Consider the following 26,802-nt stretch of genomic DNA (forward strand, 5'->3'; position numbering starts at 1 on the left):
TAACGTTTCATACTACACATCATACCATATCATGATTGGATCGTAACGGTCTTGTTATTGTTGTCCCATTTTACAGTCAGTCCTAGCTGTTCAGAAACGACACGAAGTGGGACTAAAGTCCTTCCACTTACAATCATCGGTGCTACGGAGGACGTCATTCGCTTCCCATTTAGCACCAGCTCCTTCTTCCCGACCGTCAGCTCCAGCAGCTTGCTGCCCCGCAAAACCGTCACGCGTTGATCTGCTCCGCTCCAGCCGGCCTGGCCGCCAAAGGCATCCAGCACGAAGCGGATCGGCACGTAGGTCGTCCCGTCCTTGAGCAGCGGTGCTGCGTCAGTAGCGATCTTGGTGCCGTTCACCGTCATCGATTTCTGTCCAATGCTCATCTGCGCGGTTCCTGTCGGCAATCCGGCATCACTCGACAAGGATGGCATCATAAACGAGAGATTGTCAAAAGCAACCGAGCCCGTCGCCGACCGCTCATCCTGCCCTTCTTCGACATTGACTACATAGACCCGCTTCAGCTGCGCAGGAAAAGCAATCCCGTAGGCGCTCAAATCCACATTTAATGTTTTCCAGCCGCTCCAGTCGATCATTTTGGCCAGATCTACATAAGCGGTCTTGCCGTTCTTGTCCTTAAACTCTGCGCGAAGCCAATTGAAGCTGGTGTCTCCCTTCACATCCAGCGACATGGAGGCTGCGGTGGCAGGCACGCTTTTGCCTGTCGTACCGTTAAACTCGGCGTAGGCGTACATTTTCTGACCGATGCCGCCGGTCATATCATAATCCAGCTTCAGCACCTTCGAGCGATTCTTGGTATCATTATCCTGTACAATGGCAGCCTTGCCGGTCACTGCGGCAACATTGGTCGTAAAGCTGATGGGATAGCTAGTATATTCAAAATCCTCCCACATGCTTTCAGCAGCACTCGACAGCACTACTACGGTGCTGAAGCCGTCATAGCGGGCAATGGCATAACCGACCTGTGTCCCCGGGTTCACCGAGGATACCGTGAGCTGTCCGTTCGCGACCTTGCCCTGGAACCCAGAGAACTCCCATTGCAGGGCGCTGTCCGGTACATCAACACTTGAGCCGTTGTTCAGCACGGCCGTAACCGGCACCGATACCGTTGTTCCCGCTGCGAGCGGTGCGGAAGGCGTTCCGGCGCGAAGCTCCTTTATATCCTCACTGCCGAGCACCGTGACCTTCATCGACGCTGAGGCACTGCCGCTGGCTGCACTCAATGTGGAGGTTCCCGGCTTGACCGCCGTAATAGTGCTTCCATTAACCTTAAGACTGCCGCTGCTCGATTTCCATGAGGTATTCACACTGCCCATATCCACCGGATTGTAGTACGTGTCGTATCCTTTTAACTGATACTGCCCTGCCTGCCCGATCAGGAGCGTAGTGTCGCCGCTGATCTTGACTCCCTTCAGCGACCCCTTGGGCGCTGTCGAAAAAACACCCAGTGCATTCACGATACTCCGCTGTGCGGTGCCGTATTCGGTGTTGAACGTCAGCTTCGTGGAATCTTCAGCAAGCGGACGATGAACCATCGTTGTGGAGCCGCCGCCATCCAGATTCAGCCCCTTCCACACCCCGATGCTGACCATAAATTCCTGCAGCTGACTCAAAGACATTCCTGCACTGCTGCTATTCTTCTGGGCCGTGACCAGATAAATATAGCGGTTGTCCTTGGAATAGCCTACAGCTGTCCGTGCTCGCGTCCCGCCAATGCTGCTGACATCTCTCGTGAAGGACGACGCCTTGCCCCCATTGACCAGCAAAGTGTGTCCCCCGATCATCATCTGCAGGCTGTCCGGGTTCACCCGGGCGCCGCTTTGCTTAGATACCAGCGAATAATTAGCAGTCAGAGTCTGACCCACCGCCAGCTGATTGCGGACGAACTCGGCCGCTTTTCCGTGCGTTCTCAGAATATAGCTGCCCTCCGGCACGGCGGAAGGAATGCCCCCCATGGAGGAAATCTCGGTAATAACGCCGTTCGTCACCATAACCTCAGTTGGCGTTGTCGAGCTGTTCGTTGGGCGCTCTACCGCCTTCCATGCGCTCGTGTAGATATATGCCGCATCCAGGTGGCTGTACTTCGAGGCTCCACCCTCCGGCACATAGGCCGACTTGTTCATGCCCGCAAGCGGAAAGACTGCACCATTCTCTGCCTGAATACTGCCTTCAAAGGTATACTCATCCACCATAGGCTTCCCGTCCTTCGTGACCAGGAACGCGTACATGCCCTGCAGCTGGGATGGAGTCGACATCAGAATTCCGTTTCCGACCTGTCCGCCCATGGGAGCCCCTTGCCCGCCTGTAATGAAGAAATCCCCATTTACCGCAGCAACCGCACCATTCTCCTGCGCCATGCCCCCGGTGCTCTGTCTGGCCGTGAACTGATTGTGGGTCCCGGTCATCACATCCAGCTTCACATACTTATTGTTCAGATCCACCCGAATCACATCAGCCAGTGTCGTCTGCGTGCCGGATTTCATCTGGTACTTCATCAGCACCGCACCCGAGGTAAGGATCTCCTCGCCCAGCTTCGTGACGCTGGATGCTGACGCGGCTTCTACCACATATCCGGATAACAGTCCCTGTCCAAACGGCAGTCCGCTCCCCAGCACCGGAGTCATGCCCATCACACCAGCCAACGTTATTACCAGCCATTTTCTGCCGCCTGCCTGCTTGCCTCTGTTCCTTGCTTCCTTGCGTTTCATTGCTCTATGAACTCTCCCATCTATTTAGCCCAGACATGCTGAACGTTAAAGTCTCTATTTAATAGACTTCATAGATTAGGAAAAGTTACGAAAATCCTGAAAGAAATGCTAGAGTCCTTCCTCTTACTCGGTGAAAAAAATACAAAAAAAAGCCCGATACCCGCTCAGAAGAGCTAAGGTACCAGGCTTTGGTAACGATTAGTTAAGAATTAGATGCCTGCTTGTTCCTTCAGGATGTCCGCTTTGTCGATACGCTCCCAAGGCAGATCCAGATCGGTACGGCCAAAATGTCCATACGCTGCAGTCTGCTTGTAGATCGGACGACGCAGATCCAGCATGCGGATAATGCCTGCAGGACGCAGATCGAAGTTATTGCGGATCAGGGAGACGAGCTTCTCTTCGCTCACCTTGCCTGTGCCATAAGTGTCCACGCTGATGGATACCGGTGTAGCCACACCGATCGCATACGCCAGCTGGATTTCACACTTGTCAGCAAGGCCTGCAGCGACGAGGTTCTTCGCCACATAACGTGCTGCATACGCTGCAGAACGGTCAACCTTCGTCGGATCCTTACCGGAGAATGCACCGCCGCCATGACGGGCATAACCGCCGTAGGTATCTACGATAATCTTCCGTCCGGTCAGACCGGCATCCCCTTGAGGACCGCCAATGACGAAGCGTCCTGTCGGGTTAATATAATATTTCGTCTCGCCGTCCAGCAGCTCTGCCGGAACAACAGGAAGAATAACTTGTTCTTTAATATCCTTCTGGATTTGCTCCAGAGTCACTTCTTCAGCATGCTGTGTAGATACAACAATGGCATCGACACGCACTGGCTGATCGCCATCATATTCGATCGTTACTTGCGTCTTACCGTCCGGACGCAGGTAATCCAGTGTACCGTCCTTACGCACCTCCGACAAGCGGCGTGCAATACGGTGGGACAAGGCGATCGGAAGCGGCATCAGCTCCGGGGTTTCATTCGTTGCGAAGCCGAACATCAGGCCTTGGTCACCGGCACCAATGTTCTCGGTTTCCTTATCCATCTGGGCAGGATCACGATTCTCCAGCGCCGCGTTTACGCCTTGGGCGATATCCGCAGACTGTTCATTCAGGGATGTCAACACCGCACAGGTGTTGAAGTCAAAACCGTATTTAGCACGGGTATACCCGATTTCTTTCACGGTATTGCGTACGATGGACGGAATGTCCACATATTCGGATTTGGTGCTGATTTCACCGATAACCAAAACCAGACCAGTAGCTACAGATACCTCGCATGCAACGCGCGCGTTGGGATCGTTGGCCAAAAAAGCGTCGAGTACAGCATCGGAAATCTGGTCACAGATCTTGTCCGGATGGCCTTCCGTCACGGATTCCGAGGTAAACAAGCGGCGCCCTTTTAAAGTCATAAAGATCAACCTCCCATATGGATAGTGTGTTTAACAACGACAAGTCTTACACAAAAAATGAACCTTTTCCGATTGGAAAAGGTTTGATGTACAATCCTCAACATGCATAATATCGTATTTAATACCTGGTGTCAATCCAGATAGCCACCACTTTATATAGGGTATGCTGCACGGTGTTGAAACGTACCTTGCAAGGATCAATCTCCCAACGAGCCGAACATCCCCTGCTCCGCCTGGCGGACCAGTCGCTTCGTAATTTCTCCGCCGACAGAACCATTTTGACGCGAGGTATAATGCCCCCAGCCAGGTCTGCGGGAAGTATTGTAGCCCCTGGTACCCATCTCGCCGAGCTCTCCGCCAAATTCCGTGTCGGCGCCATAGGCAGTAGGTGAGGAATGAGGAATAATACCAAATTCGGCGGCGATTTCATACTTCATTTGATGCAGCATATGCCGGCTTTCTGGAACGACTTGCCGCTGTCTTGCATTTCTGCTGGCCATGGTTCACACACCTCCTGGAATAATAACATTCTCAACGATAGTATGTGACCGTACTCAGGCCTTCACACGTATAAATGACTGCCTATCCTGGCAATAATTATAACAAGCTTATTGTACAGCGTAGCCACCGCGGACCATGACAACCAGACTTTGGCTCTGCCCTTGCTTCACCTGAATACCGCGTCCATCGCGCGGAAAAGATAACAGATGATTCTTCGGTGCCGTCTCACCATTGACGAGGTCTTTACCGCCCGTCAGATCGGCAACGCCGTCTTGATCCTGTGTATAGATGACCGCAAGACCGGAACGAACAATGAACTCAGCCCCGGCCTTGCCGATCAGTATCTGCCCGGGCTTCAAGGTTACAATATTCACGGCATTGGGATCCACTGCCGGCGCTGTCGGCTCCGCCGGATTCGGAGTCGCTCCACCGCCTCCAAGCGCCTTCTGGATCTGCTGATCCACATAGCTCTTGGTAACGACGGGATCGTCAGCAGTGCCCGGCTGGGTGTTGGGGCTGGCGCTGTTAGCCGGATATGTTGAGATGGTTGAACTTATCAATATAACAACTGATAAAGCTGAGCCTAAGACAATTGATTTTGATATTGTCAAAGTCTTACCCTTAATATTCATCTTAGTCTACCTCCAAACGTTAAAAGAGCCCTCACCACGAGGGTAAGAGCTCTTTTATCTTATAGCTATTAGTTAGGAACGCGAGCAGATACAGTGAAGTTGTCAGCTGCATTGCCATTTTCGTCAGTCAGGTACAGACCATCAGCGTTACCTTTCAGTTCAACCTCGATCAGTGCACCTGCATCAGCTGCATCATCAAGAACGATAGTCAACTGATTGTTGTTAACACTCGCATCGTAGTCAGCAGCCGAAACTACGTTACCATTGACACGAACTACGAAAGTAGCCGGAGTGAGGTTCAACTCCATGTCTTCAGTGAAGCTAATCGTCACACCGTTAACAGTAGCAGTAATGACTTGATTGCCGCCAGTTACAGCGATTTCTGGCTTGATTTTGTCTGTAGCTGCTTTGCCAGTAATTGGAGCAATCTTGCGACCAAAGTTATCTACAGTCAGCAATTCTGCTGTTCCTGAAGTTCTCAGCACTACATTTCCAGCGTCAGAAGAAATATCTGTAGCCAGATTGAACTTCAGTGTAGTTTCACCATTGGAGTAACCTTGGTTCTCGATAGTGAAGTTATAAGTTGCACCAGTTGCAGTGTTAGCAATCTCGAAATCAGCAGCATTGACATATCCGAGGTCACCTTTGAACTTGGCTACTACAGCTTTCTTAGCAGTTGCCGTTACATCGCCTACTTGAACAGTAGAAGTATTACGGTTAGCAAGATCGACTGTGCTTCCCGCTGCAGCAACGTAGTTACCGTTCAGGTCTGCTACATTTACTACACGCAGTTTAGAAACATTGTTAAAGTTAGTCAGATCATCAGCATCTACTCTAATTACAACTGTGTTAGCAGTGTAAGAAGTGATTGATGCACTGGATGGGAATGGATAGTAAGTTGAGCCACTTACATAGTTGTACTTGTTGATGTCAAGTGCATTTCCAGCTCCGGAAGTAGCAACGTTTCTGTCGAATTGTACATAAACGCTGACTTCATTGTTAACTGCGTCCATTACATACCAGGAAGCAGAAGCTGCAATTGCCCCGGTTTGATTTACAGTAAACTCAACAGTCTGTGGTGCCATTGTGTTACCAAATGCAGACTTGTCACGGATACCGGAAATAGTCAAGGAATATTTTCCTGCTGGCAACTGAGCGCCCAGGGAGCTAATTACAACCTTAGTGTCATCAGTTGTTGTATTCTTCACAACATATTTCGGAGCAGTAGTTGGGTTACCGGCACTAGTAAAGCCAGAACCAGTGAATACAGTTCCATCAGCTTTTTTCAGAACATAGTTAGTTCTGTTCAGAGCATCATCTTGTTTTACACCTTCAGAGAAGCTCACAGTGATTTCGGAAACAGTTCCGTTAACTTTAGCTTCAGCGCCTACAACAGTCGGACGAACTGTGTCGATCTGTGGAGTTACTTTCACAGAGCGAGTTGCAGCGTTGTTGCTGTAGTCTGTGACTCCTTCAAGGAACACTTCAGACTCACCCAGACCCAAGCGGTTAGCTTCAGAGAACTTCAGCGTTACTTTGTTGTCGCTGATGGAAACACTAGCAGGTCTAGCAGTTGAAGTGTGGTATCCTTTGGAAACGGACTTCACAGGCTCACTGAAAGTAACTACTACAGTTTCCAGATCTGTTGCTTCAACAGAAGTAATTTCAGGAGCAGAAGCATCCTCTACTACTGTAAACGATGTGCTCATTTCTCCAACCTTGAACCCAGCAAAGTCAACAACGTTTGCTGCTGTCAGTGCATGTGTGCCCACAGGAAGATTTGTAGAAATAATTACAGAGTTAGTCAGGTAGCTGTAGTTAGCTGTTCCGGAAATCGGCTGACCATTGATGCGGTAGTTAGCAATATTACCAGCAGTCAATCTAGTTACAGGCTCAGAGAAAGCTACACGCACAGCGCTTGTTCCCAAAGCTGTTACAGAACTAACTTGTGGAATTGCAGTATCATTAACGTTGAATTGAACGGTTTCGTTAAAGATTTTGCTTCCATCAGAGTTCTTAACGTTCTTAACTGCAAGGTTAGTGTTTCTTTGTTGTGGCAGGTTGCCTCCAGTCTCGGAGAAAGTCAGAGTAACTGTTCTCTTGTCAGCGGAAAGGGAAGCATTCTCTACAGTCAATCCACTCACTGTGTAGTTATCTTCTTCTTGAGCTGTTGTGCTGTCAACTTCACCGTCGAATACAACAGTCAGTTGCTTGTAGTTGTTACCAGCCACGCTTTGGATCTTAGTAGCTGCAGTCACAGCCCAAGTTACGCTCTCAGTGTAGTCATAACCACCGTTGGAGAACTTCACTTCAGTTGCAGTGTTAGCCTTCAGAGCAGTTTCCAGAGTTACTTTTACAGCTTCGTTGTTAGACAGTTTGAAGGTAACAACTTTGCCGTTCTCGGAAACTTCGTAGGACATAACTTGTGGCTGTTGCTCAGCCAGGTAAATTGCGTAAGCAGTGTCTACCATTTGGGAACGTGTAGCGTTCGCAGTTGGGTTCGCAGAAGCGGAGATGATGTTGCTGTTGATTGCAGCTTGAACATATCCTTTAGCCCAAGTGGAAGCGTTGTTGTTCACTTCAGCAGGGATTTCCAGCTTCAGTGCACGTACCAGAACTGTAGCCATTTCCTGTACGGAAATTTTACCGTTGTAGTCGAAGATCATCTTCGTAGTGCTCTTACCTTCCATCAGACCAGCAGAGTAAACTGCTTCGATGTAAGGAACAGCCCAGTTAGAGGATGTGTAGCCTTTGTCTTTGAAAGACAGCTGGCCAGTGATTGGCTGCAGACCCATCAGAGTGGATACTACTTTCGCGAACTCAGCGCGAGTCAGTTCTTTGTCAAGGTGAGCTTGGCCGTCTGGATATCCAGCTACGACTTTAGCTTCTTTAAGTACGTCAAACTTTTGTTGTGCAGTAAGATTGTCATCACCGAATGCAACACCAGCAAACATGGAGAATGCCATTGCTGTAGACAGTGCTACGGATAAAATTTTCTTCATAACCTTTTTGTCTCCTCCTTGAATAGGAACATATAATGGATTTTCTTTAGATTGATAGCTCTTGTTACTCATTAGCCGATACACCTCCTTCCCCGAGTTGAGCAGAAATCATATAAATGATGTCTGTGACGGGTATCACAGAAACTTGTAACCGGTCGAACACTGACCCTTTTTGTAGATTCCTAGAATCCCACCTAAGGTATTATACAATGCTTGCCAAATGCCGTAAAGAACATTTTTCTAAGGAAGAGATATGTTTCTTACGCCGGTATATGTTGGGCATCTCGTTGTGCTCTACATCTTAAACGTTAAGGGAGGGAAAAAGTTGCGGATGTTTCTCAATTTTTTTTCGTTTTTTTTGAAAGCCAAGATTGATTACCCCAAAAAGGTGCTAACAACGCAGTAATACGCCCCCTAAAGAGCAAAAAAAAGACGCCTCATCGGCGTCCTCATTCCTGTCCTAACGAATCTTCATCGCGAGCTGAATAATCTGCGCCCGCATCTGCGGATCCTCGTTCAGCTTGCTGTACATGTTCTCAATGTGGTTCTTGTTGTCGCGGTATTCCTTCTCATGCTTGATCGTCACATGTGACCATTGAATCAAGGCGTTCTCCGCCAGCGTCAATTCATTAAAGGCATCATGGAAGCCTGTCTCCAGAACCAGCCCCTCCATGACCTCCTGAGTAATCTCTGGAACCTTCTTGCGAGTCAGCTCGATCTTCTTCTCCATAACCTTGGCTTTATCTTCGAACTGTGTCTTCGCTTTCATATAATCCAGCTGGGCTTTCGATAACTTCGGCTTCATAAAATCATTTCACCCTCTAAAAAATATTATGTGCTTTCGCTATTGTAGCGCATTCCCTATTTAATTTCAAAGATCTGTAACTGGTCTTACAAATATTACTAGCTTTGATTCATGGAAAAAGAGCCGGGATTCCCCGGCTCTCTCGCCTTCTATTACATCTTAGGCAGCTTCTTAAGGTCTACCATGACACGCGCCACAATGATGGCCGCATCTGCACGCAGCGTTCTCGCCTTCGGGTTAAACATATAACCCTTCGACGGATCATTCGAGTCTACAAGAGAGCCTTGAATGAAGCCCTTCTTCGCAATCGCAAGTACGCTTGGACGTGCATAATAGTTAATCTCGGCATAATCTTTGAAATACTTCTGCAGCCCTTTATCAATCTTGTCTCGATCGGTCTCCAGCTTCATATTCAGTGCGCCGGCAATAATGACCGCGGCATCCTGACGCTGAATGGAATTCGCAGCATCGAAATACTGCGGCTGAGTACCGCGGACAATACCAGCTCTTGCAGCTGTTTCGATGTATCGGAAATCATACAGCCCGTCCGGATTCACAAGTGTCGGATCTGAAGGCAGCTCGGAGAAGTGCTTCGGTCCCATGTAGTTCAGCGGCAGGTTCAGCGACTTCACGATCATCGTTGTGAACTCGCCCCGGGAAACATACTTGGACATCCCGAACTCATTCGTCGGATCAAATGCGTTCATGATTCCTTTAGCATACAGCGTCTCTGCAAAATCCTTGGCATATGGATGGTCTACAATATCCTGATAAGAGTATCCCAGCTTCGCGACAACATAGTAGCCAAACCGATCAAACGGCACCTCGATGGTATGCTTCTTGGCATCCACTACACCGCCAATATTTTCCCACTTCTTAATGTCCGGGTTGTAGCGGAAAACCGTAATCAGCTTGCCTGCCTCTACCGAAATGCTTGAATCGTAAGACAACTCAAGCGTTCCCACCTTGGATGGAACCAGCTCATCCTCTGGAATTCGGTCGTAGAACATTCTCATGCCGGAGCCCGCAAACTGGTACGGATCCACCCCGTACGTGGTTGGGTCATAATCACTCTTCGTTGCTACCCGGTCTGCAATACCCGGATCAATCCAGAATACGGGACTCGACTTCACGAAACGTGACTGGAAGTTACTGATAAACTCCCGGCGGCCTGTAGCTACCATGTTGTCGAAATCAATCGGCACACCTTCGAATTCATAACGGTTTACAACCCCGTCTTCACTGTTGCCGATCGCAAACAGAATATCATGTCCTGTAAACACCTGATTCTTCAGCTGCTCCGGAATGTTATAATCTCTGCGGATCAGGCTGGTGCCCCGCTGGAACGTCAGGGAAAGCGCATTGTCGAACACTTTATGAGATGTCTTCATCTCCATCATGTACTGTGCTCCCGGAATATTAACCGGAACGTATTGAATGGAGATTGACTGCTCCACCTCATCATCGCCGACAACGGCCACAATATCGATCTCGTTCGCCTTGTTTGGCTTGAGATCCTTCACCAGAATACGGAAAGCATTCGGATAGTCAATAACACCGTCATAATCAATATCATAGGCAAACTTCTCTGCCTTTTCCTTGCCAATCAAGATTTCAGAGGCCTGGTCGGAAGCAATGATCACCTCTACAAAGTTCTGGTTCACGATTCTCTTCCCGACTACAGGACGCAGGACGTTAATCGGCTTCGTAATCTTGATGACTTCAAGACGCTGGGAAGCAGAAGGTCCGCCGGCGCCATTGTTAAACACTTTCATCGTGTATACCTTCGGTGTGCCGTCAGCCGGTATTTCCTGGTCTCTCAGAATGAAGGAGAAGCTCTTCTTGTCCGGATGGTAGTACACAGTCAGTCCCGGTACCGGATTGGAAGCATTCATGCTCACATTGTCTACAATAAACTCATGGTCCAGAGTCCAGGTATAGGTCTGGTCGCTGCCATCAATCTTCGGAGACACGATCTGGAGCATGTATTTCTGCTTGTCCGCAGTGGTCATCGTACCGAACTTGTTATTTACTTCGGTAGGGTTACCTCCGAGATTCAAAATATCAAAGGTGCCGTATACATTCATGCGGCTCTCTTCGGTCTTGTAGATGGAACCGGACTTCTCAAAACGTGCGTCCAGCTGGTCCGGTGCTCTGTCATTATAGCCCAGGTACGGGAACGGGATAATGCCCAAGGTGTCCTTCGCCGGAATTGTCGGTACGTTGAGCGGCAGCAGGTTCACCTTATAGGTTCTTTCGTACGTATTCTTGGTTGTACGGTACACAAAGCGCACCGTATTCTGTCCGGTACTAAACCGATTATATAAATCCTGATTGGTAAGGCCTCCCGCCAATCTGAAGCCATCGCTTCCGTCAGACTCCAGACGCACCTCTACATTATTCACATACAAGTACACAGTCTGTCCGGTTCCGCTGTAGATAATATCACTGCGGTTCGGGACATTGTTCAGTGTACCGCTCATACGGCTGAGCGCATCTGCTACGGTATCACTTGCCGAAGAAATATTGGAGGTATCCACTGAAATCATCTGCTCATCGACCATGCTTGTGAACTGGACAAACGGTCCATAGAGCAGTGTTACCGCAGCATCCTTCGTATCTCCTCCATTTGGACCGTCGATACGAAACGTCAGCTTCTGATACCCGTTGGCCGGCAGGCTGGTCAGCTCCAGAATGAACCGGTCTAGATAAGTTGGTCGGCCGTTAATATTCTTCACCACAGTATCCTGGTATAGCTGAGGATACGTCGACAGCGCCAGGGTATTGCCTTTGGAGTCGGTTATGCGGCTGATTTGAATGTTATGTCCTGTACCGTTCACAACCAGCACTTCTACCGCAGTCGGCACGGAAGTGATGGTTGCACCGTCCAGCGTACTGCCTGTCAAACCAAGCAGCCGCTGATTGGACATCCCGCTGGTATAGCCATTGAGATAATTAATCTCGGCCACGTACGGGCGATTCATATCCCGCAGCGTCACATACGCATCTCCGGTCGTATCTCCCGCCCGCATGCTCAATGTTACTCTGCTGTCCAGCGTATATGAGCTGACATCACTCGTTACAAATTCCCCGATCATATACCCGTTAGAAGGGGATGACAACGGATCGAACGTCAGCGGAATCGTACCGGTCCCGGTTGCGCCGCCGCTGAAGGTGTAGGTCAATGAGGTAGGATAGGTTCCGTTCACTACAGGAACTATGACCTTACCCTTGGCGGAGATGGGATCGCCTGCTGTCGTTTCAATTGGAAAATCGGCTCCTGCCGTCATGTCTGTTGACTCTCTCAGCACGCTGCCACTGGCATTCTTCTGCAGCGCGGTTACATCATAGAAGGTCGTCCGGCCGTTAAAGAAGGTTATTTCCCGGATAGTTTCGAGCTTCTGATTCTTGTTATACACCGTCAGCTTCACAATATTCTTGCCGGAGTTAACACTGACTGGTGAAGCGATAAATTCGTAGTTATTATAGCTGGACAGATTGTAGCTCCAGATCTTGCCGTTCACTTCAACGGTAATCTTCTCTGCACTCGGAGCACTGCCTGTGATGCTGATATCCGCTTTATCCACTCCGTAGAATGGCGTCGCGACGGGAGCGATCAGCACTGCAGAATCGTTCTCCTTCAGCTCTACATCCCGGCTGCCCTGAGACAGATACGCCTTCAAGTTGTAAAGGGACGGGCCATTCCGATACTCCACATAGATCGGATTGTCGGTGATTGTGCTGGAGCCCTGTCTGCCGTGGAACACAATCTTGTTCAGGCCTGGGAACAGCTGAATCTCACTGACTTGAATGTTCTGGCCACTGGCATTGATATTGCCCGTGATGCCCTCACGACGGTCGATGATGTCCTTCTGGACGGTATTGCCGTTCACATCCTGCGTCTTGGTGATCTGGTAAACATCATAGGAGATGTTGCTGTCACTGACGCCGGACAGCGTACCGTTCAAGCTCAGCTTCTCTGAGATTGAGACCGGCGGGGACGCCAGATTGTAATATTCCTGCGGGAACAAGAATGATGTTCCTGCAGCCTTAACGCTTTCCATGAAGGCTGGGGGCATCAGGCCCGCAGCCATAACGACCGTCAGCATGATGGACAGTAGTCTTTTTAACATAGTAGCCTCCTTCGAATTCAACTCCAGTCCTATACCAGATCTTTGGAGCAGTCATATACCCTTTTATATCGGCAGGTGACTCTCCATTAATTAGTCGAAATCACAAAAAACCTCACCTGCTTCCAGGTGAGGTTCGTACTTATGCGCTATATCACGAATAATAAATTTAGAATTGCTGACGCCATTATTTACTGCCGGAATCGGCATTGGAGCGCACGCGCATCCGGCTGATCAGGCTGAGAAGCGGACGCTTGGTCTTGCTGACCAGGCCGATGACCTCCGCACCAATCTGCATGAAGAACATCATGAAGCAGATGACCACGAACGTAACCCAGTTTGCTTCGTACAGTGCGGCGGAAGACTGAATGACCGCTAATACACCGAAGAAAGTAGCAATCGCATAGATCAGCAGCACCGTCTGACGGTGGCTGAAGCCCAGCTCCCGGAGGCAATGGTGCAGGTGACCTTTATCCGGAGCAAAGATCGGCTTGTTCTGCAGCTTGCGGCGCACGATCGCGAAGAAGGTATCTGACAATGGAACACCGATAATAATGAGCGGTGTAATAAAGGACACGATCGCAATCTGCTTAAAGCCCAAGAGAGACAGCATTGCCAAGCTAAAGCCCAGGAAGAGCGAGCCTGCATCCCCCATGAAGATCTTCGCAGGATGAAAGTTAAAGAACAGGAAGCCGATAATTCCACCAAGCAGCAGCAGACAAAGCATCGCAACCATCGTATAGCCCATCAGCAGGGACATTACGAGGATCGTGCCGATGGCGATCCCGGAGACGCCGGCAGCAAGGCCGTCCAGTCCATCGATCAGGTTAATCGCATTCGTCACACCGACAATCCAGAAGATCGTCAGCGGTACAGCAATCCAGGTCTCCAGTGATGAGTAGGCATCCTGGAACGGAATATTTACAAAGTCAACGGTAATATTAAATCCGAATACGACCACACAAGCGGCCGCGATTTGAGCCAGAAATTTCACCTTGGCGGATAGCTGGAAACGATCATCCAGTGCTCCGATCAATACGATCATGGAGCCGCCAATCAGAAAGGCCTTCATAAAGTTAGCATCCCGCGCCGACAGGCTGTCCGGAATAAAGGGAAGTACGGCAATCAATCCGATCACAAATGCAAGATAAATGCCTAATCCGCCAAGCCGGGGCATAATTCTGGTATGCACTTTACGGGCATCCGGGACATCCACAGCACCGATTCTGATCGCGAACTTCTTCACGAGCGGTGTCAGCACCAGCGCCAGCGCCAGCGACACAACAAACCCGATTACGTATACTGGTAACATTGTAATCATTCAACCCCCATTATGGTTCTACCGTGTTGAATTATACTCCCTTCGTCCTTGAAATCCAATACCAATTTTCGGCGAATTTCAGTGATTTTCACGAAAAAAGCAGTACTGCCTGTCTCATTTCGTCACGTTTTCTTTCTCGCGCAGCACTTTTACGGCGAATTTCGGGAGAGCAAGCATCCGTTTGAAACGGGTCGGCTCGCGCAGCAAGCGGTAGAGCCATTCCATTCTCATCTTCTGCACCAGCTTCGGCGCCCGCTTGGACTTGCCGGAAACAATATCAAAGGTTCCGCCAACCCCCATCATCAACGGGACACCGAGGTCCTCCTTGTACCTTGCAATCCAGGGCTCCTGCGTCTCTGCGCCGCGGGCCACGAGAAGAATATGTGGCTCTGCCTTGCGGATGTCTGCAATAACCTCCTGATCCTGCTCCGGTCCAAAAAATCCATCACGGTATCCGGCCACAATTGCCGCCGGATACTGCATTTGTAACCGTTCCGCTGCTGCCTGAATCACTTCCGGCGTCGTGCCGAGGAGGTAAAACCTCCAGCGCTTCATCTCTCCGGCCCGAAACAGCTCATGTACCAGATCGAAGCCGGTTACCCGCTCCGCCACCGGCTCCCCGCCCTTGCTGGCTGCCCATACGATGCCGGTGCCATCCGGCACAATGATGTCTGCCCCCAGCATCATCTGCTTGTAGGCGGGTTTCTCAAGGGCCGCCATGACCATGATAGGATTGGCTGTAATAACTTGATGGGGACGCCCCGATTCCACGGCTTCCGTCAAATAAGCTACCGTATCCTTGAAATCCAGCTTGGAGAAAGGAATGCCGAAGATTGGAACGGTAGGAAAAGGCGATGCCTGCTTCAACTTACTCACCCTCTGTACCCAAATATTGTGCAATATGGCGGGCAGGCAGCTGTGCCTCCTGCTTTAACCGCCCGATTTGTGCTTCATGCTCTGATTTCCAGCTTTCTGCATGGTCCAGCATGGAAATCAGCAGCCGCTTGAGATCCTCAGGGTCCAGTGCCTCGCTCCGGCCCACTGGAGCGCTGTCCAGGCGCTTCAGAAAATGATCGATTTTGGGATCATATGAGATTCCGATCAGCGGAATGCTCTGATTGGCCGCATAGATGAGGCTGTGCAGCCGCATGCCGAGCACGACGTCACAGCGGCTGACCTCTGCCAACATATCCTGCGGCTGCTGCTCCTCCACATAATAGCTGATCTTTCCCCCATAGGTTGTAATATCACCCAAGCGCTCGGTAATATACCGGGACGCTTCCTCATCATCAGGACGATGAAAGGGCAGGAAACGAAGATGCACGGGACGCTGGCGCAGCAGTGCCTTCAGTCCTTCGGCAATCGCGTTCAGCTCTCGCCGCTGTGCATCCCAGAAGCGCACCGAAATGCCGATTACCGGCAGCTCATCACCAGCGTGCTGATGCAACGCCTCCGGTAACGGAAGTCCCATGACCGGATCCGGGACAACCTGGATCACGTCTGGTGCAATGCCCATGGATTGAAGCAGCTCGCCGGACTGCGTATCCCGTACTGAAATATAGGTGCATTTCCGCAGGACTGAACGGATAGCAGGGTAGAATAATCTCCGGTTCACAGGCCCGACACCCTGAGCATATATAAAAGTGGGCTTGCCCGCCCATTGCGCCAGCTTGATCACTCCGAGGTAGTACGGAATGGTCTTGGGACTCGTCACATCCTGAAGCAGACTTCCCCCGCCGCTGATGAGGCCGTCACTTGCCGCAATCGCTCTGCGCACCTCGCCTAGCTTCATGCGGTGAACCGCAGAGACACCATAAGTAGCCGCAGTCCATTCCGGATCTATGGACAGAACGACAGGCTCAATCCTGATCCCTGCCGCCTTGCCCTCCTCCTCCAGCGCCGTCAAAATCGATTTCAGAACGGCTTCATCACCGCTGTTTCTGAAGCCGTAATAACCTGAGATTACAATGGTTTTAGCCGATGAGACCATGATTTCCAAATCCTTTCCCCGATCTGCCAGGCGAGAATCAGTCCAAGCCCGATGAGCAAGCCCAGCCCCAGTCCCAGCAGTCCGCGAACCGCCGAAATATAGAGCGGGGAATGCAGATGCGTGAACGTACCTACGATGGACAGCTGGCCCATCGCTCCGATAATGAGCAGGTAGGCGGCATGGCGGTATTTAAAGGACAGGAACAGTCCCAGCAGCAGCACTGGATGCGCAAGCAGAAACTCCTTGTTCCGCGGCCGCACGCCAAATGTATTCTCCAGGAAGGATCGGAACGCCATTTCTATAGAAGAAACGGATCCCGCATTGCCCGTCCGGCTTAAATAGTACATGCCTACAATGCCAATGATCCCGGCCGCTGCTACCCAGAGCAGTGTTATCGGCGTGTTCAATAATGTCTGGATTCCGGCCCGTGAGGCCTGTCCTCCGCGATACAGCAGCACATAAATAGCAGTTAAGCCCATAGGAGCTACAGCCAAAAGATTCACGCCCCGGAACTGATCCAGAACCAGCATGTAAGTTACATTGTTTAATAGTGCCACCAGCAGCGGCACAGCAGCCAGGGTGAGCACCGTCGTCTTGATGAACAGCACCAGTGCGTGAGTCAAGCGCCTGCCGGTGCTCATTGATCCCACACGGCTGCTGCTCTCGGTCACCTTGCGTACCGCCAGAATCATAGCCACGGTCGGGCCGCTGATCGTGACAGCAAGCGCGACCGCCTGCTCCATCAGCTCGCTGTTCAGAACGTACAAGCCTGCCGTTCCGATCAGTCCGATCACAAAGGCCGGAATGGTCAACAGTGGAATAAAATACGAAATCATGAGCGTAATCAGCGCCAGAGCGCCGATCAGCGCGCCCAGCTTGAAGTAGCGCTGCAGCGAGGATTCGGACACCTCAAAGGCTTCCGCAGGCCCCATGGTAAAGCCGTTTTGTTCCATGTCCGAGATGGTGTGGCCTGTCTCTCCCAGTGCCTCCACCAGATTGTTAATGGGGTCCGTGATGGTTCCCTGTGTCCCATCGCGAAGCGGCTCCGCGTTCAGATAGAACATGCGGATATTGCGGTCCTTCGACGCCAGCACGAAGCGGTCGCTGATCACCTTCGGATCCAGCGCAGCATCCCGCTCGCTTAGAGAATACAGCCGGGCTACATTGTAATCCGTCAGGTACGAGAGCAGCTCAAAGCCTTTTTGCGGCACCTTGATGTTCTCAATCGCGATCAGGCCGATATCATATTGATTCAGCAGACCGGCAAAATGCGTCAGGCTCTTGTCCTCTTCATGATTCTTGAAGCCTTTGGCCGCATCGCCATCGAACAGAAGCCGCTGCACACCGTAATCCGCAAAGTAAGCCATCAGGCTGGTCATGTACTCTTCATGATACGGAAGCGTATCGGACAGTCTTGGAACAATGCTAAAGCCCTTCTCCCGCAGCATGTCCATCGTGATCGGATCCGGCGCCATCGGCTTCAGCCCTGCCTCAACGCGCGGTATTTCCAGGATCAGACCGTCAGAGCCGTTATATTCCCAGTCTCTTACCGGAATGTCCAGGCGGGTAAAGGTCGCTTCAATGATCGGCTTGATGGTCTCCGCGCTTTCCGCTGTCGAGAAGACGACATACGTAAAGTTGTTGCGGCGCGACACCGCCTCTTCCGTTAAATCAGCCGCCTGCTGCGCATCATACACAACAATACGGCCGGACTTGATAAATTCCTCCAGCGTGCTCTCGAACAGTGCCATACTCGTGACACCAGCATCCTTCAGCTGGTCCAGCTGCTCCGTTATGTAAGCTTCCGGATAGGTTCGATACACGGAAATATCCAGTAAATCACGATAATCAAACACCAGCTCTACCTGCTTCGAAGTTGACTCCGTCTGCAGCCGGTCATAGCCTACCGGGAGCGCAGACAGCACACCCAGGGCAACCAGAATCCATAGCCACTTGCGGGCAGCCAGACTCCAGCGCTTCCATTGTTGAACCACAAAAATTTCCCCCTCATTCAAATGACGGGATTTATCGGTACTTGCCCGCAGCCCTGCGAGGCCATCCTTCAAAATCCCGACCTGTTCAAAAAGGGCGGCGCCGTCGCTTCCTGCCTGCCGCCCTTTCTTGAAATGTTATGTTATGCGTCTACGCGTGCCATCACGATCGACGACAAATCTTTCAGCTTCTGCTTCGCTTCTTCCGAGGAAGCTCCTCTTACAGCAAAGTATACTTTGATCTTCGGCTCCGTACCGGATGGACGCAGGCAGAACCAGGAGCCGTCCGAGAGCATGTACTTCAGCACATTCTCCTTAGGCAGTCCGTCCAGGCCTTCCGCGTAATCCAGCACCTTCTCTACAACAGCACTCCCCAGCTCCTGCGGCGGGTTGGAGCGCCAGTCGGACATGATGCCCTGAATCTGCGCGATTCCGTTCTTTCCTTTCAGAGTGCGGGATTCCAGGCCCTCCAGGAAATAGCCGAACTGCTCATACAGCTCCTGCAGCACGTCATACAGAGTCTTGCCCTGGCCTTTGTAATAGGCTGCCGCCTCACAGATCAGCATGGAGGCCAGCACTGCATCCTTGTCGCGGGCATAATTGCCGGCCAGGTAACCGTAGCTCTCCTCATAGCCGAACAGGAATGTATGCTGTCCGTTGTTCTCAAACTGGGTCATTTTCTCCCCGATATATTTGAAGCCGGTCAAGGTGTTCAGCACCGCCGCGCCGTAATGCTCTGCAATGACTGCACCCATCTCGCTCGTAACAATCGTCTTGATGACCGCTCCGTTCTGAGGCAGCTTGCCTGCTTCTTTAAGCTGGCTCAGCAAATAGTGAATCATGATCGCACCGGACTGGTTGCCCGTCAGCACTACATATTCGCCGTCACGGTTCTTCACGACAGCACCCATCCGGTCTGCATCGGGATCTGTACCGATCAGAATGTCCGCATCCACCTGCTCTCCCAGCTTCATCGCCAGGGTAAAGGCTTCCCGCTCCTCCGGGTTCGGAGATTTCACACTGGAGAAATCTGCATCGGGCTGCTCTTGCTCCTCTACCACATGCACATGCTTGAAGCCGATTCCTTCCAGGACGCGGCGCACCGGCTGATTACCTGTTCCGTGAAGCGGTGTAAACACGATCCGGAAATCGTCACTCAGGCTGGAGGCGATACGCTCGCGGTTCACACTAAGGCCTGACACCGTGTTTATGAAGGCTTCGTCCTCGTCATCTCCCAGCCAGACCAGCAATCCCTGCTGCTCTGCTTCCTCCCGTGTCAGCTTCTTCACTGCGGCAAAAGAGTCTACCTCCTGAATCAGGCTGATCACCTGCTCCGCCTCATCCGGTACAAGCTGTCCACCTTCAGCGTTGTACACCTTGTAGCCGTTATACTCCGGCGGGTTATGGCTTGCCGTAATGACAATCCCTGCCGAGGCGTTCAAGTAACGTACGCTGTAGGACAGCTGCGGCGTAGAACGAAGCGAAGGATACAGCTTGGCTGCAATGCCGTTCCCTGCCAGCACCAATGCTGCCTCCAAGGCAAACTCCGGAGAGAAGTGGCGGGAATCATGGGCAATGACCACCGATGGCTGGCCCGAGCCCTGATGCTGCTTCAGAATGAACTGCGCGAAGCCTTGCGTCGCACGGCCCACCGTATATTTGTTCATCCGGTTGCTGCCGGCACCGATAATGCCGCGAAGCCCTCCGGTTCCAAACTCCAGATCACGGTAAAAGCGCTCTTCCAGCTCCTGCGGATCGGTTTCAATCCCGCGAAGCTCGGCCTTGGTTTCTTCATCCACGTGGTGATCATTCAGCCAGCGCTGTACAGTTTCTACGGTTCTTTGACTCATTTCTGCCATGATGGTTTTCCCCTTCCCAATCTCTAATATATGGTGGTGCATGTTAAGAAGAAGCTATGCGGGGTCTGACAGTGCGAACATAATCTCGCCTTCCGCAACGACCTTGCCCTCTACACTGGCGGTCGCTTTTCCCTTGCCGATGGAGCCTTTAAGACGTGTAATCTCGACTTCAAGGCGCAGCGTGTCGCCCGGAACGACCTGTCCGCGGAAGCGGAAGCCATCCAGTCCGGCCAAAAAGCCCAGCTTGCCCTTGTTGCTCTCCACACTCAGCATGGCAATAGCGCCTACCTGAGCGAGCGCCTCGGTAATTAACACGCCCGGCATCACCGGATACTGCGGAAAATGGCCGGTGAAGAACGGCTCGTTCATGGTCACATTCTTGATGCCGACCGCGCGCTGGCCCTCTTCCATCTCAATAATCTTGTCCACCAGCAGAAACGGCGGGCGATGCGGAATAATGTCCTGGATTTGTCCGATATTCAGTACCGTCACAGTAAAACTCCCTTCCCATGTATGTACCCTTAGGGTACGCCTTTTGATTGATCACTTATGTAAAAAATGCATAAATCCACGGCCTTACGGCAACAATGATGATACCCTTTATGACTGCAGACATGAAGGTTGATATAAGGGGTTCTCGGTCCTTTCAGCGCAGCCTGAGGCCAGGGGGCCCTTTTCAGCGTTAACCCCTACATTATAACGTTTAACGAAAAAAAAAGAAAACTCCCGCAAGGGAGTCTACGAACAGCATATTAAGACTGGATTGGATCAGCCTGGTTAAGGTGCAAATACCAGGTCATACACATGCTTCCAGGTTTCCCATTGCAGCGCATCACTCAGCTCTCCGCCGCCCAAAACGACATAGCCAACCACCATGCCTCCGGCAAGCGCCAGGAGCAGCATCAAGGGAACGATGATGCGGCGTGCAATTTTCCACCCGGAGGCCTTGCGGCGCTTGGGCTCGCTTGCTTCACTCACGGTATAATCACCTATCCTCGCATTGTGTTGGCAAGGTTCATCATGGTATCGCTGGAGCTCAGGGCTCGCGCGGATAGCTGATAGGCCCGCTGGACCTCCATCATTTTCATCATCTGATCAGATAAATCTACATTGGACTGCTCCAGAAAACCGGAACGCACCTGCGACAAATTCTGGCCTGCAGGACCGAACACTTCATCCTCCGTCAGGCCGCCGCGCAGCATGAACAGGTTGCCATCCATCTGCACCAGACCTTCCGGACGATCCAGCTCCGCGATCTTCAGCACCTGTCCCTGAACTCTGCCGGCTGGCGTCTCAATCCAGATCTGGCCGCCGGCATCCACAGCGATTGCTGCGCCTTGCGGCAGGGAGATTGGCTCGTTATTCTGATCCAGCACGAGATAGCCCTGATTGTTGACCAGCTGAACGCGTCCCTCATTCTCAGGGTCTGGGGAGACGTGAAATCCGCCCTCGCGCGTATATGCAATATTCTCGCCGCTTCGGACAGCGAACATGCCACGGCCCTCAATGCCAAGATCCAGCGGATTGCCGGTTTCCTTCAGAACGCCCTGCTCCATATTCTGCTCCACCGTGGACAGCTTCATGCCGAAGCCGATATTGTAGCCCGGAGGCGTCACACGCCCGGAGAGCTTGAAATCCTTATGGTGCTGCTGCACCCGGTTCAGCACATCCTCAAACACAGCATCCTTGCTCTTGTAGCCCGTTGTGTTTGCATTTGCAATATTGTCCGCGATCACATCCAGCTTCTGCTGCATGCTGTTCATGGATACCATGGCGCTGATCATGGAGTTATTCATCGCTTTCCCTCCCGATGGGTGTCATGTAGACAGTTAGACTCTGCCAATTTCGTTCACGGCCTTTTCCAGCGATCTGTCATAGAATTGAACGACCTTCTGATTGGTTTCGTAGGCCCGAAGGGCCGCTGTCAGCTCGACCATGGATTTCGATGCATCCACGTTGGAGGCTTCAATATAGCCCTGCCGGATGATAACATTATCGCCCGCAGCGAGCATTCGGAAGCCATCCTCGTTATTCAGCCGATACAGGCCGTTGCCTTCCTTCACCAGATCATTTGGAGCAGACACGACCGCAACGCCCAGCGTCTGTCCCGTCGGGTTTCCGGCTCCATCCAAAATAAATCCTTGCTCATTCACTGTAAGGTCCGCCGCTCCGCCTGTCAATACAATGGGCTGATTGTCCGCTCCCAGCACCTGAAACCCGGCTGACGTCAGAACCTGACCTTCCGGTCCTACCCGAAACTCGCCGCTGCGGGTGTAGCGCAGGTTTCCGTTATTGTCCTGCACCGTAAAGAAGGCTTGGGGGCGATAGGTTACCTCGCCATCTTCGCCAACATGCCTGCCCGATCCGTCAAAGACCATGCCAAGGCCTGTATTCTCATCAATGACGTTCAGCTCTGATACAATTGCAAAATCAGAGGCTTGTCCCGTTTCTCGGAGATCGCCCTGCAGGTGCAGCGCGATGCTCTCCTCTGCGAATACGCCTGTGTTCAGCTTGCCGATTACATGTCTCGGATTGCCGGGCTCCCCGCCAATCATGGACACCAGCACTTCCGGGAATGAACGGATCACCGTATCATTCTGCTTATACCCGGCGGTGTTCACATTTGATATATTCTGCGTTACTGTATCATGACGCCGCTGCTGGGTCACCATTCCGGCCGCCGCATTATATAAACCTCTCAGCACATCAAGCACTTCCCTTCCTGATCCAAGCGATAACAAGCAAACTCTATCCGTCAGCAAACTTCCTATCCTTATATATCGGAAGATTAGAACTTTTTCTTTACGACTTTATCCAAATGATCCAGCATCATGCCTGTACCCTTTACCACACAGTGCATCGGGTCTTCCGCGACGAGCACCGGGACGCGAAGCTCCTCCATTAACAGCTCGTCCACGCCGTGAAGCAGCGCGCCGCCGCCGGTCAGAATAACGCCCCGGTCAATAATATCCGCTGACAGCTCCGGTGGTGTCCGCTCCAGCACCTGCTTGGCCGCTGTAACAATGGCAGACATGGGATCTAACAGCGCTTCCTGAATTTCGGCCGAGGTGACGGTAATGGTCAGCGGGAGACCCGATACCATATCGCGCCCGCGGATGTCCATCTCCTCAATCCGGCCGCCGGGCCGCACGGTTCCGATCGACATCTTGAGCTCCTCCGACGTCCGTTCCCCGATCAGCAATTTATATTTATGCTTGATGTACTTGATAATCGCCTCGTCGAACTTGTCCCCCGCCATTTTGAGCGAAGAGGAAGTGACGATATCGCCCATGGACAGGACGGCCACATCCGTCGTGCCCCCTCCGATATCCACTACCATATTGCCGCTGGGCTGAAAAATATCCATGCCTGCCCCGATGGCAGCAGCCTTCGGCTCTTCCTCCAGGAACACATCCTTTGCCCCGCTGCGCTCGGCCGCTTCCCGGATCGACTTCTGCTCTACGGATGTAATATTCGTAGGCGCACAGATCAGAATACGGGGGCGGCTGTGCCAGCTTCGGGCGCCAACGCGGTCGATAAAGTATCTCAGCATGCTTTCCGTAATGTCAAAATCGGCGATAACCCCGTCCCTCAGCGGGCGGATCGCCGTAATGTTGCCGGGGGTGCGGCCTACCATACGCCGTGCTGCCTCCCCGACGGCAAGGACTCGCCGATTCTCGCTTTCGATCGCCACGACAGAGGGCTCATTCAAGACGACACCTCTGCCCTTGACGTGGATTAATACGTTCGCTGTTCCGAGATCGATCCCGATATCCTTGCTAAACATCATGAAAAGCCCCCAAAGTGTTATTTTATGATAAAAGTGTACCGGTTATCGGTAGTAGAAATAGAATCTACGGCATTAACAAACTGACATATAACGACATTTCCGGTGAAAAACCGGCACAGCCCGGGATAAAATCGTCGATCTTATACCAGCTTTTAACATATCATACTTTAGGGGAGGGATTCAACGCCATTTTCGCGACCTTTGACCTATAATCAGGATTTAGCAGAAATCACAGGCTCGCGGGAACCGGAGGCCGTTTTTTTGTACTTGATCTTGGTCGCTTCGCCGCCCCGGAGATGGCGGATGGACTTGTGGTACTCCAAGATATGCTTAACCTGATCCGCCAGGTCCGGGTTGATCTCCGGCAGACGCTCGGTTAAATCCTTATGCACCGTGCTTTTTGACACGCCAAACTCTTTGGCAATCGTTCGGACTGTATGCCTGGTTTCCACGATGCAGCGTCCGATTTTAATGGTCCGCTCTTTGATGTAATCGTGCACGCTCCCGCCTCCCTACTGTGTGGATAGTTTGGTACATTATATGAGTAGCATGACGGGATATTCGCGGTTTCACGGGGTGACAAGCTACGCGGGGCCCAATTATTTTGCGGACATGCCGGCTGGGCTGCTTCTCGCAGAGGCAGGGGCGCGCTGACACACTGGAGCAGTGGCAGCCTGTACAGCCCTTGCCACAGCACGAAAAAAGCGGGGGAACGAGCCCCCGCTTTCCTCTTGTCCATCCGGCAGCGCACGGCCTGCCAAGGCTGGTCGATATTATTTTTTGCTGAACAGTGTTTCCGGGTTCACGAGATTACCGGCCTGATACACTTCGAAGTGCAGATGGTTGCCGAGATCCTTCTCGAACTCGCTGCGTCCGGCCTGGCCGATCACATCGCCCTGCTTCACTTCGCTGCCTTCTTCAACCGCGGCACCGCTAAGGCTCTGGTATACGGTTTTCAGCTCGCCGGCATGGGTAATTTCGACTACGGTTCCGTTTACGGGATGCTCTTCTACCCGGGTCACCTGACCGCTTTGTACAGCTTGTACATCAAAAGGCTTGTTGTCCTGGCGTGCCAGGTCGATACCGGTGTTCGGTGTAAACGTGTCATTGTACTGAACCATCGCTGCCGCATGCTCTTCTTCCGGAGCTTCTGCATCAAAGAACGATTTGACGATGACCGCTTCCGCTTGATCGGCGGCCGGCCAAATCATGTTCTCCGCACTGGCAATCACTTCTACCGCTTCCCCGTCCTTGCCTTCCGCAGCCGTTGTCGTTCCTGCGCCTTGAGCGTCATTCACGGCGTTCTGCGGGTTCAGCGGTTGCTGGTCGGTGTCCTGGTAGACCCACACGAGGGTTAGTATAATTGCCGCTGCTGCTACATAAGCTGCCGGGAACACCCACCGTCTGGACAACATTTTTTTCCACGAAGACGGCGCTTGAGCCGGCTCTCCCTGTGCAGTTTTAGGAGCTTCTTCGCGGTTTGGAGCATTTTTGTTTGATTCATTCATTTGCAATCACCTCAGTAACCATTGTTACCGGGGTGTTTTCTTTTATACGTGGGCTATCTATTATTTTTTCGAGGGCAGTAGTTTATCAGTTTCGGCAAAAGAAATGCCTGTGTAGTAGTGGCTCAGAATCTCTTTCGCCAGGTAGCCTTCGAGCGCCATCCCCTCTGCACCGTACTGGCTCATGCCCACACCATGCCCGAAGCCATAGGTCGTAATGATGACCTCTTCCCCGCGCAGCTCAAGATCGAACTGACTGGAGCGCAGATCCAGCCTCTCACGGATTTCCCGGCCGCTAAAGGCTTGACCGCCCAGCAGCGCCTGCTTGATCCTCCCGCCCTCCGTGTAGGCAGTGACCTTGAAAAAGCTCGCGCTGCCCTCTCCCGACTTCGACACCGGAACCGCGGCACTGGCCAATCCCAGCTGATTCACAAGCTCCTTGCGCTTCATCGTGACGACCGTCTTGTATTTCGGCGAAACTTCCAGATCCCATGGGCTCTCTACGCTTCGGAGATAGGGAAAGGCGTTACTCCAGTAGTCTTCTGAATTCTCGGTATACCCATTACTGGTGGAGAAAAAAGAAGCCGTGATCGGCTCCCCCTCATACGTCATCACGATGCCTCGCGTGTCATTCACCGCTTGTTGAATCTTGTCCAGCTCCGGCTGCTTGCCGCCTGCCTTCCATTCCTTCTCCAGCATGTCCCGGGAAATATAGGCCTGATGCGCCACCGTGTCGGTGACCAGGGCCTTGTCCCCCGGGACTCCGCTGGTATCACCGCTGCGCAGGCGCTGCACGATATAGGTGCGGGCGGCGATCGCCTGAGCCTTTAAGGCCTCGGGCTGGAATGCCGCCGGCATTTCGGCGGCGACGACGCCGATGAGGTAGCGCTCCAGCGGGAGCTGCTCCACCGTGTCCGTCCCCGACAGGTAGACGGACACGGTCGGCTCTTCCGCCGCCTTCGGCATGGCGGAAGGGGCGGCGGGCGCCGGCCCGGGCGCGGGCGGTGCGGGCTGGTGGGTGCCCCCCGGGGCAACCACCAGCAGCGGCAGCGCCAGCGCGAGGGCCAGCAGGCCCGCCAGGGCCCACGCAGCGGGGTGCAGCTGCACCCGCTGCGGGCGGGCCGGGCGCCGCGCG

Annotated in this window: 20 protein-coding genes; all 20 read right to left on the bottom strand. The window is 52.3% G+C overall.

Annotated elements, in window-relative coordinates:
• Nucleotides 1-29 precede the first annotated feature (29 nt).
• On the bottom strand, nt 30-2,729 hold the full coding sequence (locus JJQ72_RS12835; protein WP_208203931.1) for a stalk domain-containing protein: 2,700 nt from the start codon (nt 2,727-2,729) through the stop codon (nt 30-32).
• 209 nt (nt 2,730-2,938) lie between these two features.
• Entirely contained in the window at nt 2,939-4,141 is a 1,203-nt protein-coding gene (gene metK, locus JJQ72_RS12840) for a methionine adenosyltransferase (protein ID WP_208203932.1), read from the bottom strand.
• A 197-nt stretch (nt 4,142-4,338) separates the two neighbouring features.
• The gene (locus JJQ72_RS12845; protein WP_138227274.1) at nt 4,339-4,641 is read right to left on the bottom strand and encodes an alpha/beta-type small acid-soluble spore protein; all 303 of its coding nucleotides are present in this window, start codon (nt 4,639-4,641) and stop codon (nt 4,339-4,341) included.
• 108 nt (nt 4,642-4,749) lie between these two features.
• Nucleotides 4,750-5,268 carry a hypothetical protein gene (locus JJQ72_RS12850; RefSeq protein WP_481856843.1) on the bottom strand — a complete coding sequence of 173 codons (519 nt, stop codon included), beginning with the start codon at nt 5,266-5,268 and terminating at the stop codon, nt 4,750-4,752.
• A gap of 74 nt (nt 5,269-5,342) precedes the next feature.
• The gene (locus JJQ72_RS12855) at nt 5,343-8,348 is read right to left on the bottom strand and encodes an S-layer homology domain-containing protein (protein WP_208203934.1); all 3,006 of its coding nucleotides are present in this window, start codon (nt 8,346-8,348) and stop codon (nt 5,343-5,345) included.
• A 388-nt stretch (nt 8,349-8,736) separates the two neighbouring features.
• The gene (locus tag JJQ72_RS12860; RefSeq protein ID WP_138227277.1) at nt 8,737-9,081 is read right to left on the bottom strand and encodes a hypothetical protein; all 345 of its coding nucleotides are present in this window, start codon (nt 9,079-9,081) and stop codon (nt 8,737-8,739) included.
• A 152-nt stretch (nt 9,082-9,233) separates the two neighbouring features.
• Entirely contained in the window at nt 9,234-13,214 is a 3,981-nt protein-coding gene (locus JJQ72_RS12865) for an S-layer homology domain-containing protein (protein ID WP_208203935.1), read from the bottom strand.
• A gap of 184 nt (nt 13,215-13,398) precedes the next feature.
• Nucleotides 13,399-14,523 carry a glycosyltransferase family 4 protein gene (locus tag JJQ72_RS12870; RefSeq protein ID WP_208203946.1) on the bottom strand — a complete coding sequence of 375 codons (1,125 nt, stop codon included), beginning with the start codon at nt 14,521-14,523 and terminating at the stop codon, nt 13,399-13,401.
• A 123-nt stretch (nt 14,524-14,646) separates the two neighbouring features.
• Nucleotides 14,647-15,399, bottom strand: coding sequence for a WecB/TagA/CpsF family glycosyltransferase (locus tag JJQ72_RS12875; protein WP_138227902.1), 753 nt, complete (start codon nt 15,397-15,399; stop codon nt 14,647-14,649).
• Nucleotide 15,400: 1 nt separating this feature from the next.
• The gene (gene csaB / locus JJQ72_RS12880) at nt 15,401-16,522 is read right to left on the bottom strand and encodes a polysaccharide pyruvyl transferase CsaB (protein ID WP_208203936.1); all 1,122 of its coding nucleotides are present in this window, start codon (nt 16,520-16,522) and stop codon (nt 15,401-15,403) included.
• Nucleotides 16,495-18,516 (bottom strand): DUF5693 family protein, encoded by a 2,022-nt coding sequence (locus JJQ72_RS12885; RefSeq protein WP_208203937.1) that lies wholly within the window; start codon nt 18,514-18,516, stop codon nt 16,495-16,497. The genes csaB and JJQ72_RS12885 overlap by 28 nt, the downstream gene beginning before the upstream one ends.
• Nucleotides 18,517-18,656: 140 nt before the next feature.
• Entirely contained in the window at nt 18,657-20,372 is a 1,716-nt protein-coding gene (locus tag JJQ72_RS12890; RefSeq protein ID WP_138227281.1) for a phospho-sugar mutase, read from the bottom strand.
• A gap of 54 nt (nt 20,373-20,426) precedes the next feature.
• The gene (gene fabZ / locus JJQ72_RS12895; protein WP_138227282.1) at nt 20,427-20,864 is read right to left on the bottom strand and encodes a 3-hydroxyacyl-ACP dehydratase FabZ; all 438 of its coding nucleotides are present in this window, start codon (nt 20,862-20,864) and stop codon (nt 20,427-20,429) included.
• A 285-nt stretch (nt 20,865-21,149) separates the two neighbouring features.
• On the bottom strand, nt 21,150-21,350 hold the full coding sequence (locus JJQ72_RS12900; RefSeq protein WP_138227283.1) for a DNA-directed RNA polymerase subunit beta: 201 nt from the start codon (nt 21,348-21,350) through the stop codon (nt 21,150-21,152).
• 11 nt (nt 21,351-21,361) lie between these two features.
• Entirely contained in the window at nt 21,362-22,168 is an 807-nt protein-coding gene (locus JJQ72_RS12905) for a flagellar hook-basal body protein (protein ID WP_208203938.1), read from the bottom strand.
• Nucleotides 22,169-22,201: 33 nt separating this feature from the next.
• A complete protein-coding gene (locus JJQ72_RS12910; protein ID WP_208203939.1) occupies nt 22,202-23,077 on the bottom strand; it encodes a flagellar hook-basal body protein in 876 nt (291 codons plus the stop codon).
• A gap of 83 nt (nt 23,078-23,160) precedes the next feature.
• Complete coding sequence (gene mreB, locus JJQ72_RS12915; RefSeq protein WP_138227903.1) at nt 23,161-24,159, bottom strand: rod shape-determining protein; 999 nt, start codon at nt 24,157-24,159, stop codon at nt 23,161-23,163.
• Nucleotides 24,160-24,374: 215 nt separating this feature from the next.
• Nucleotides 24,375-24,662: a sporulation transcriptional regulator SpoIIID gene (spoIIID, locus tag JJQ72_RS12920; RefSeq protein ID WP_138227286.1), complete on the bottom strand. Its 288-nt coding sequence runs from the start codon at nt 24,660-24,662 to the stop codon at nt 24,375-24,377.
• 273 nt (nt 24,663-24,935) lie between these two features.
• A complete protein-coding gene (locus JJQ72_RS12925) occupies nt 24,936-25,670 on the bottom strand; it encodes a M23 family metallopeptidase (protein WP_138227287.1) in 735 nt (244 codons plus the stop codon).
• Between the two features lie 60 nt (nt 25,671-25,730).
• Nucleotides 25,731-26,705, bottom strand: a complete 975-nt coding sequence (gene spoIID, locus JJQ72_RS12930) for a stage II sporulation protein D (protein WP_347880749.1) — start codon at nt 26,703-26,705, stop codon at nt 25,731-25,733.
• Nucleotides 26,706-26,802: the final 97 nt, after the last annotated feature.

It is taken from the genome of Paenibacillus sp. F411, from assembly GCF_017582705.1.
GTDB lineage: Bacteria > Bacillota > Bacilli > Paenibacillales > Paenibacillaceae > Paenibacillus_AQ > Paenibacillus_AQ algicola.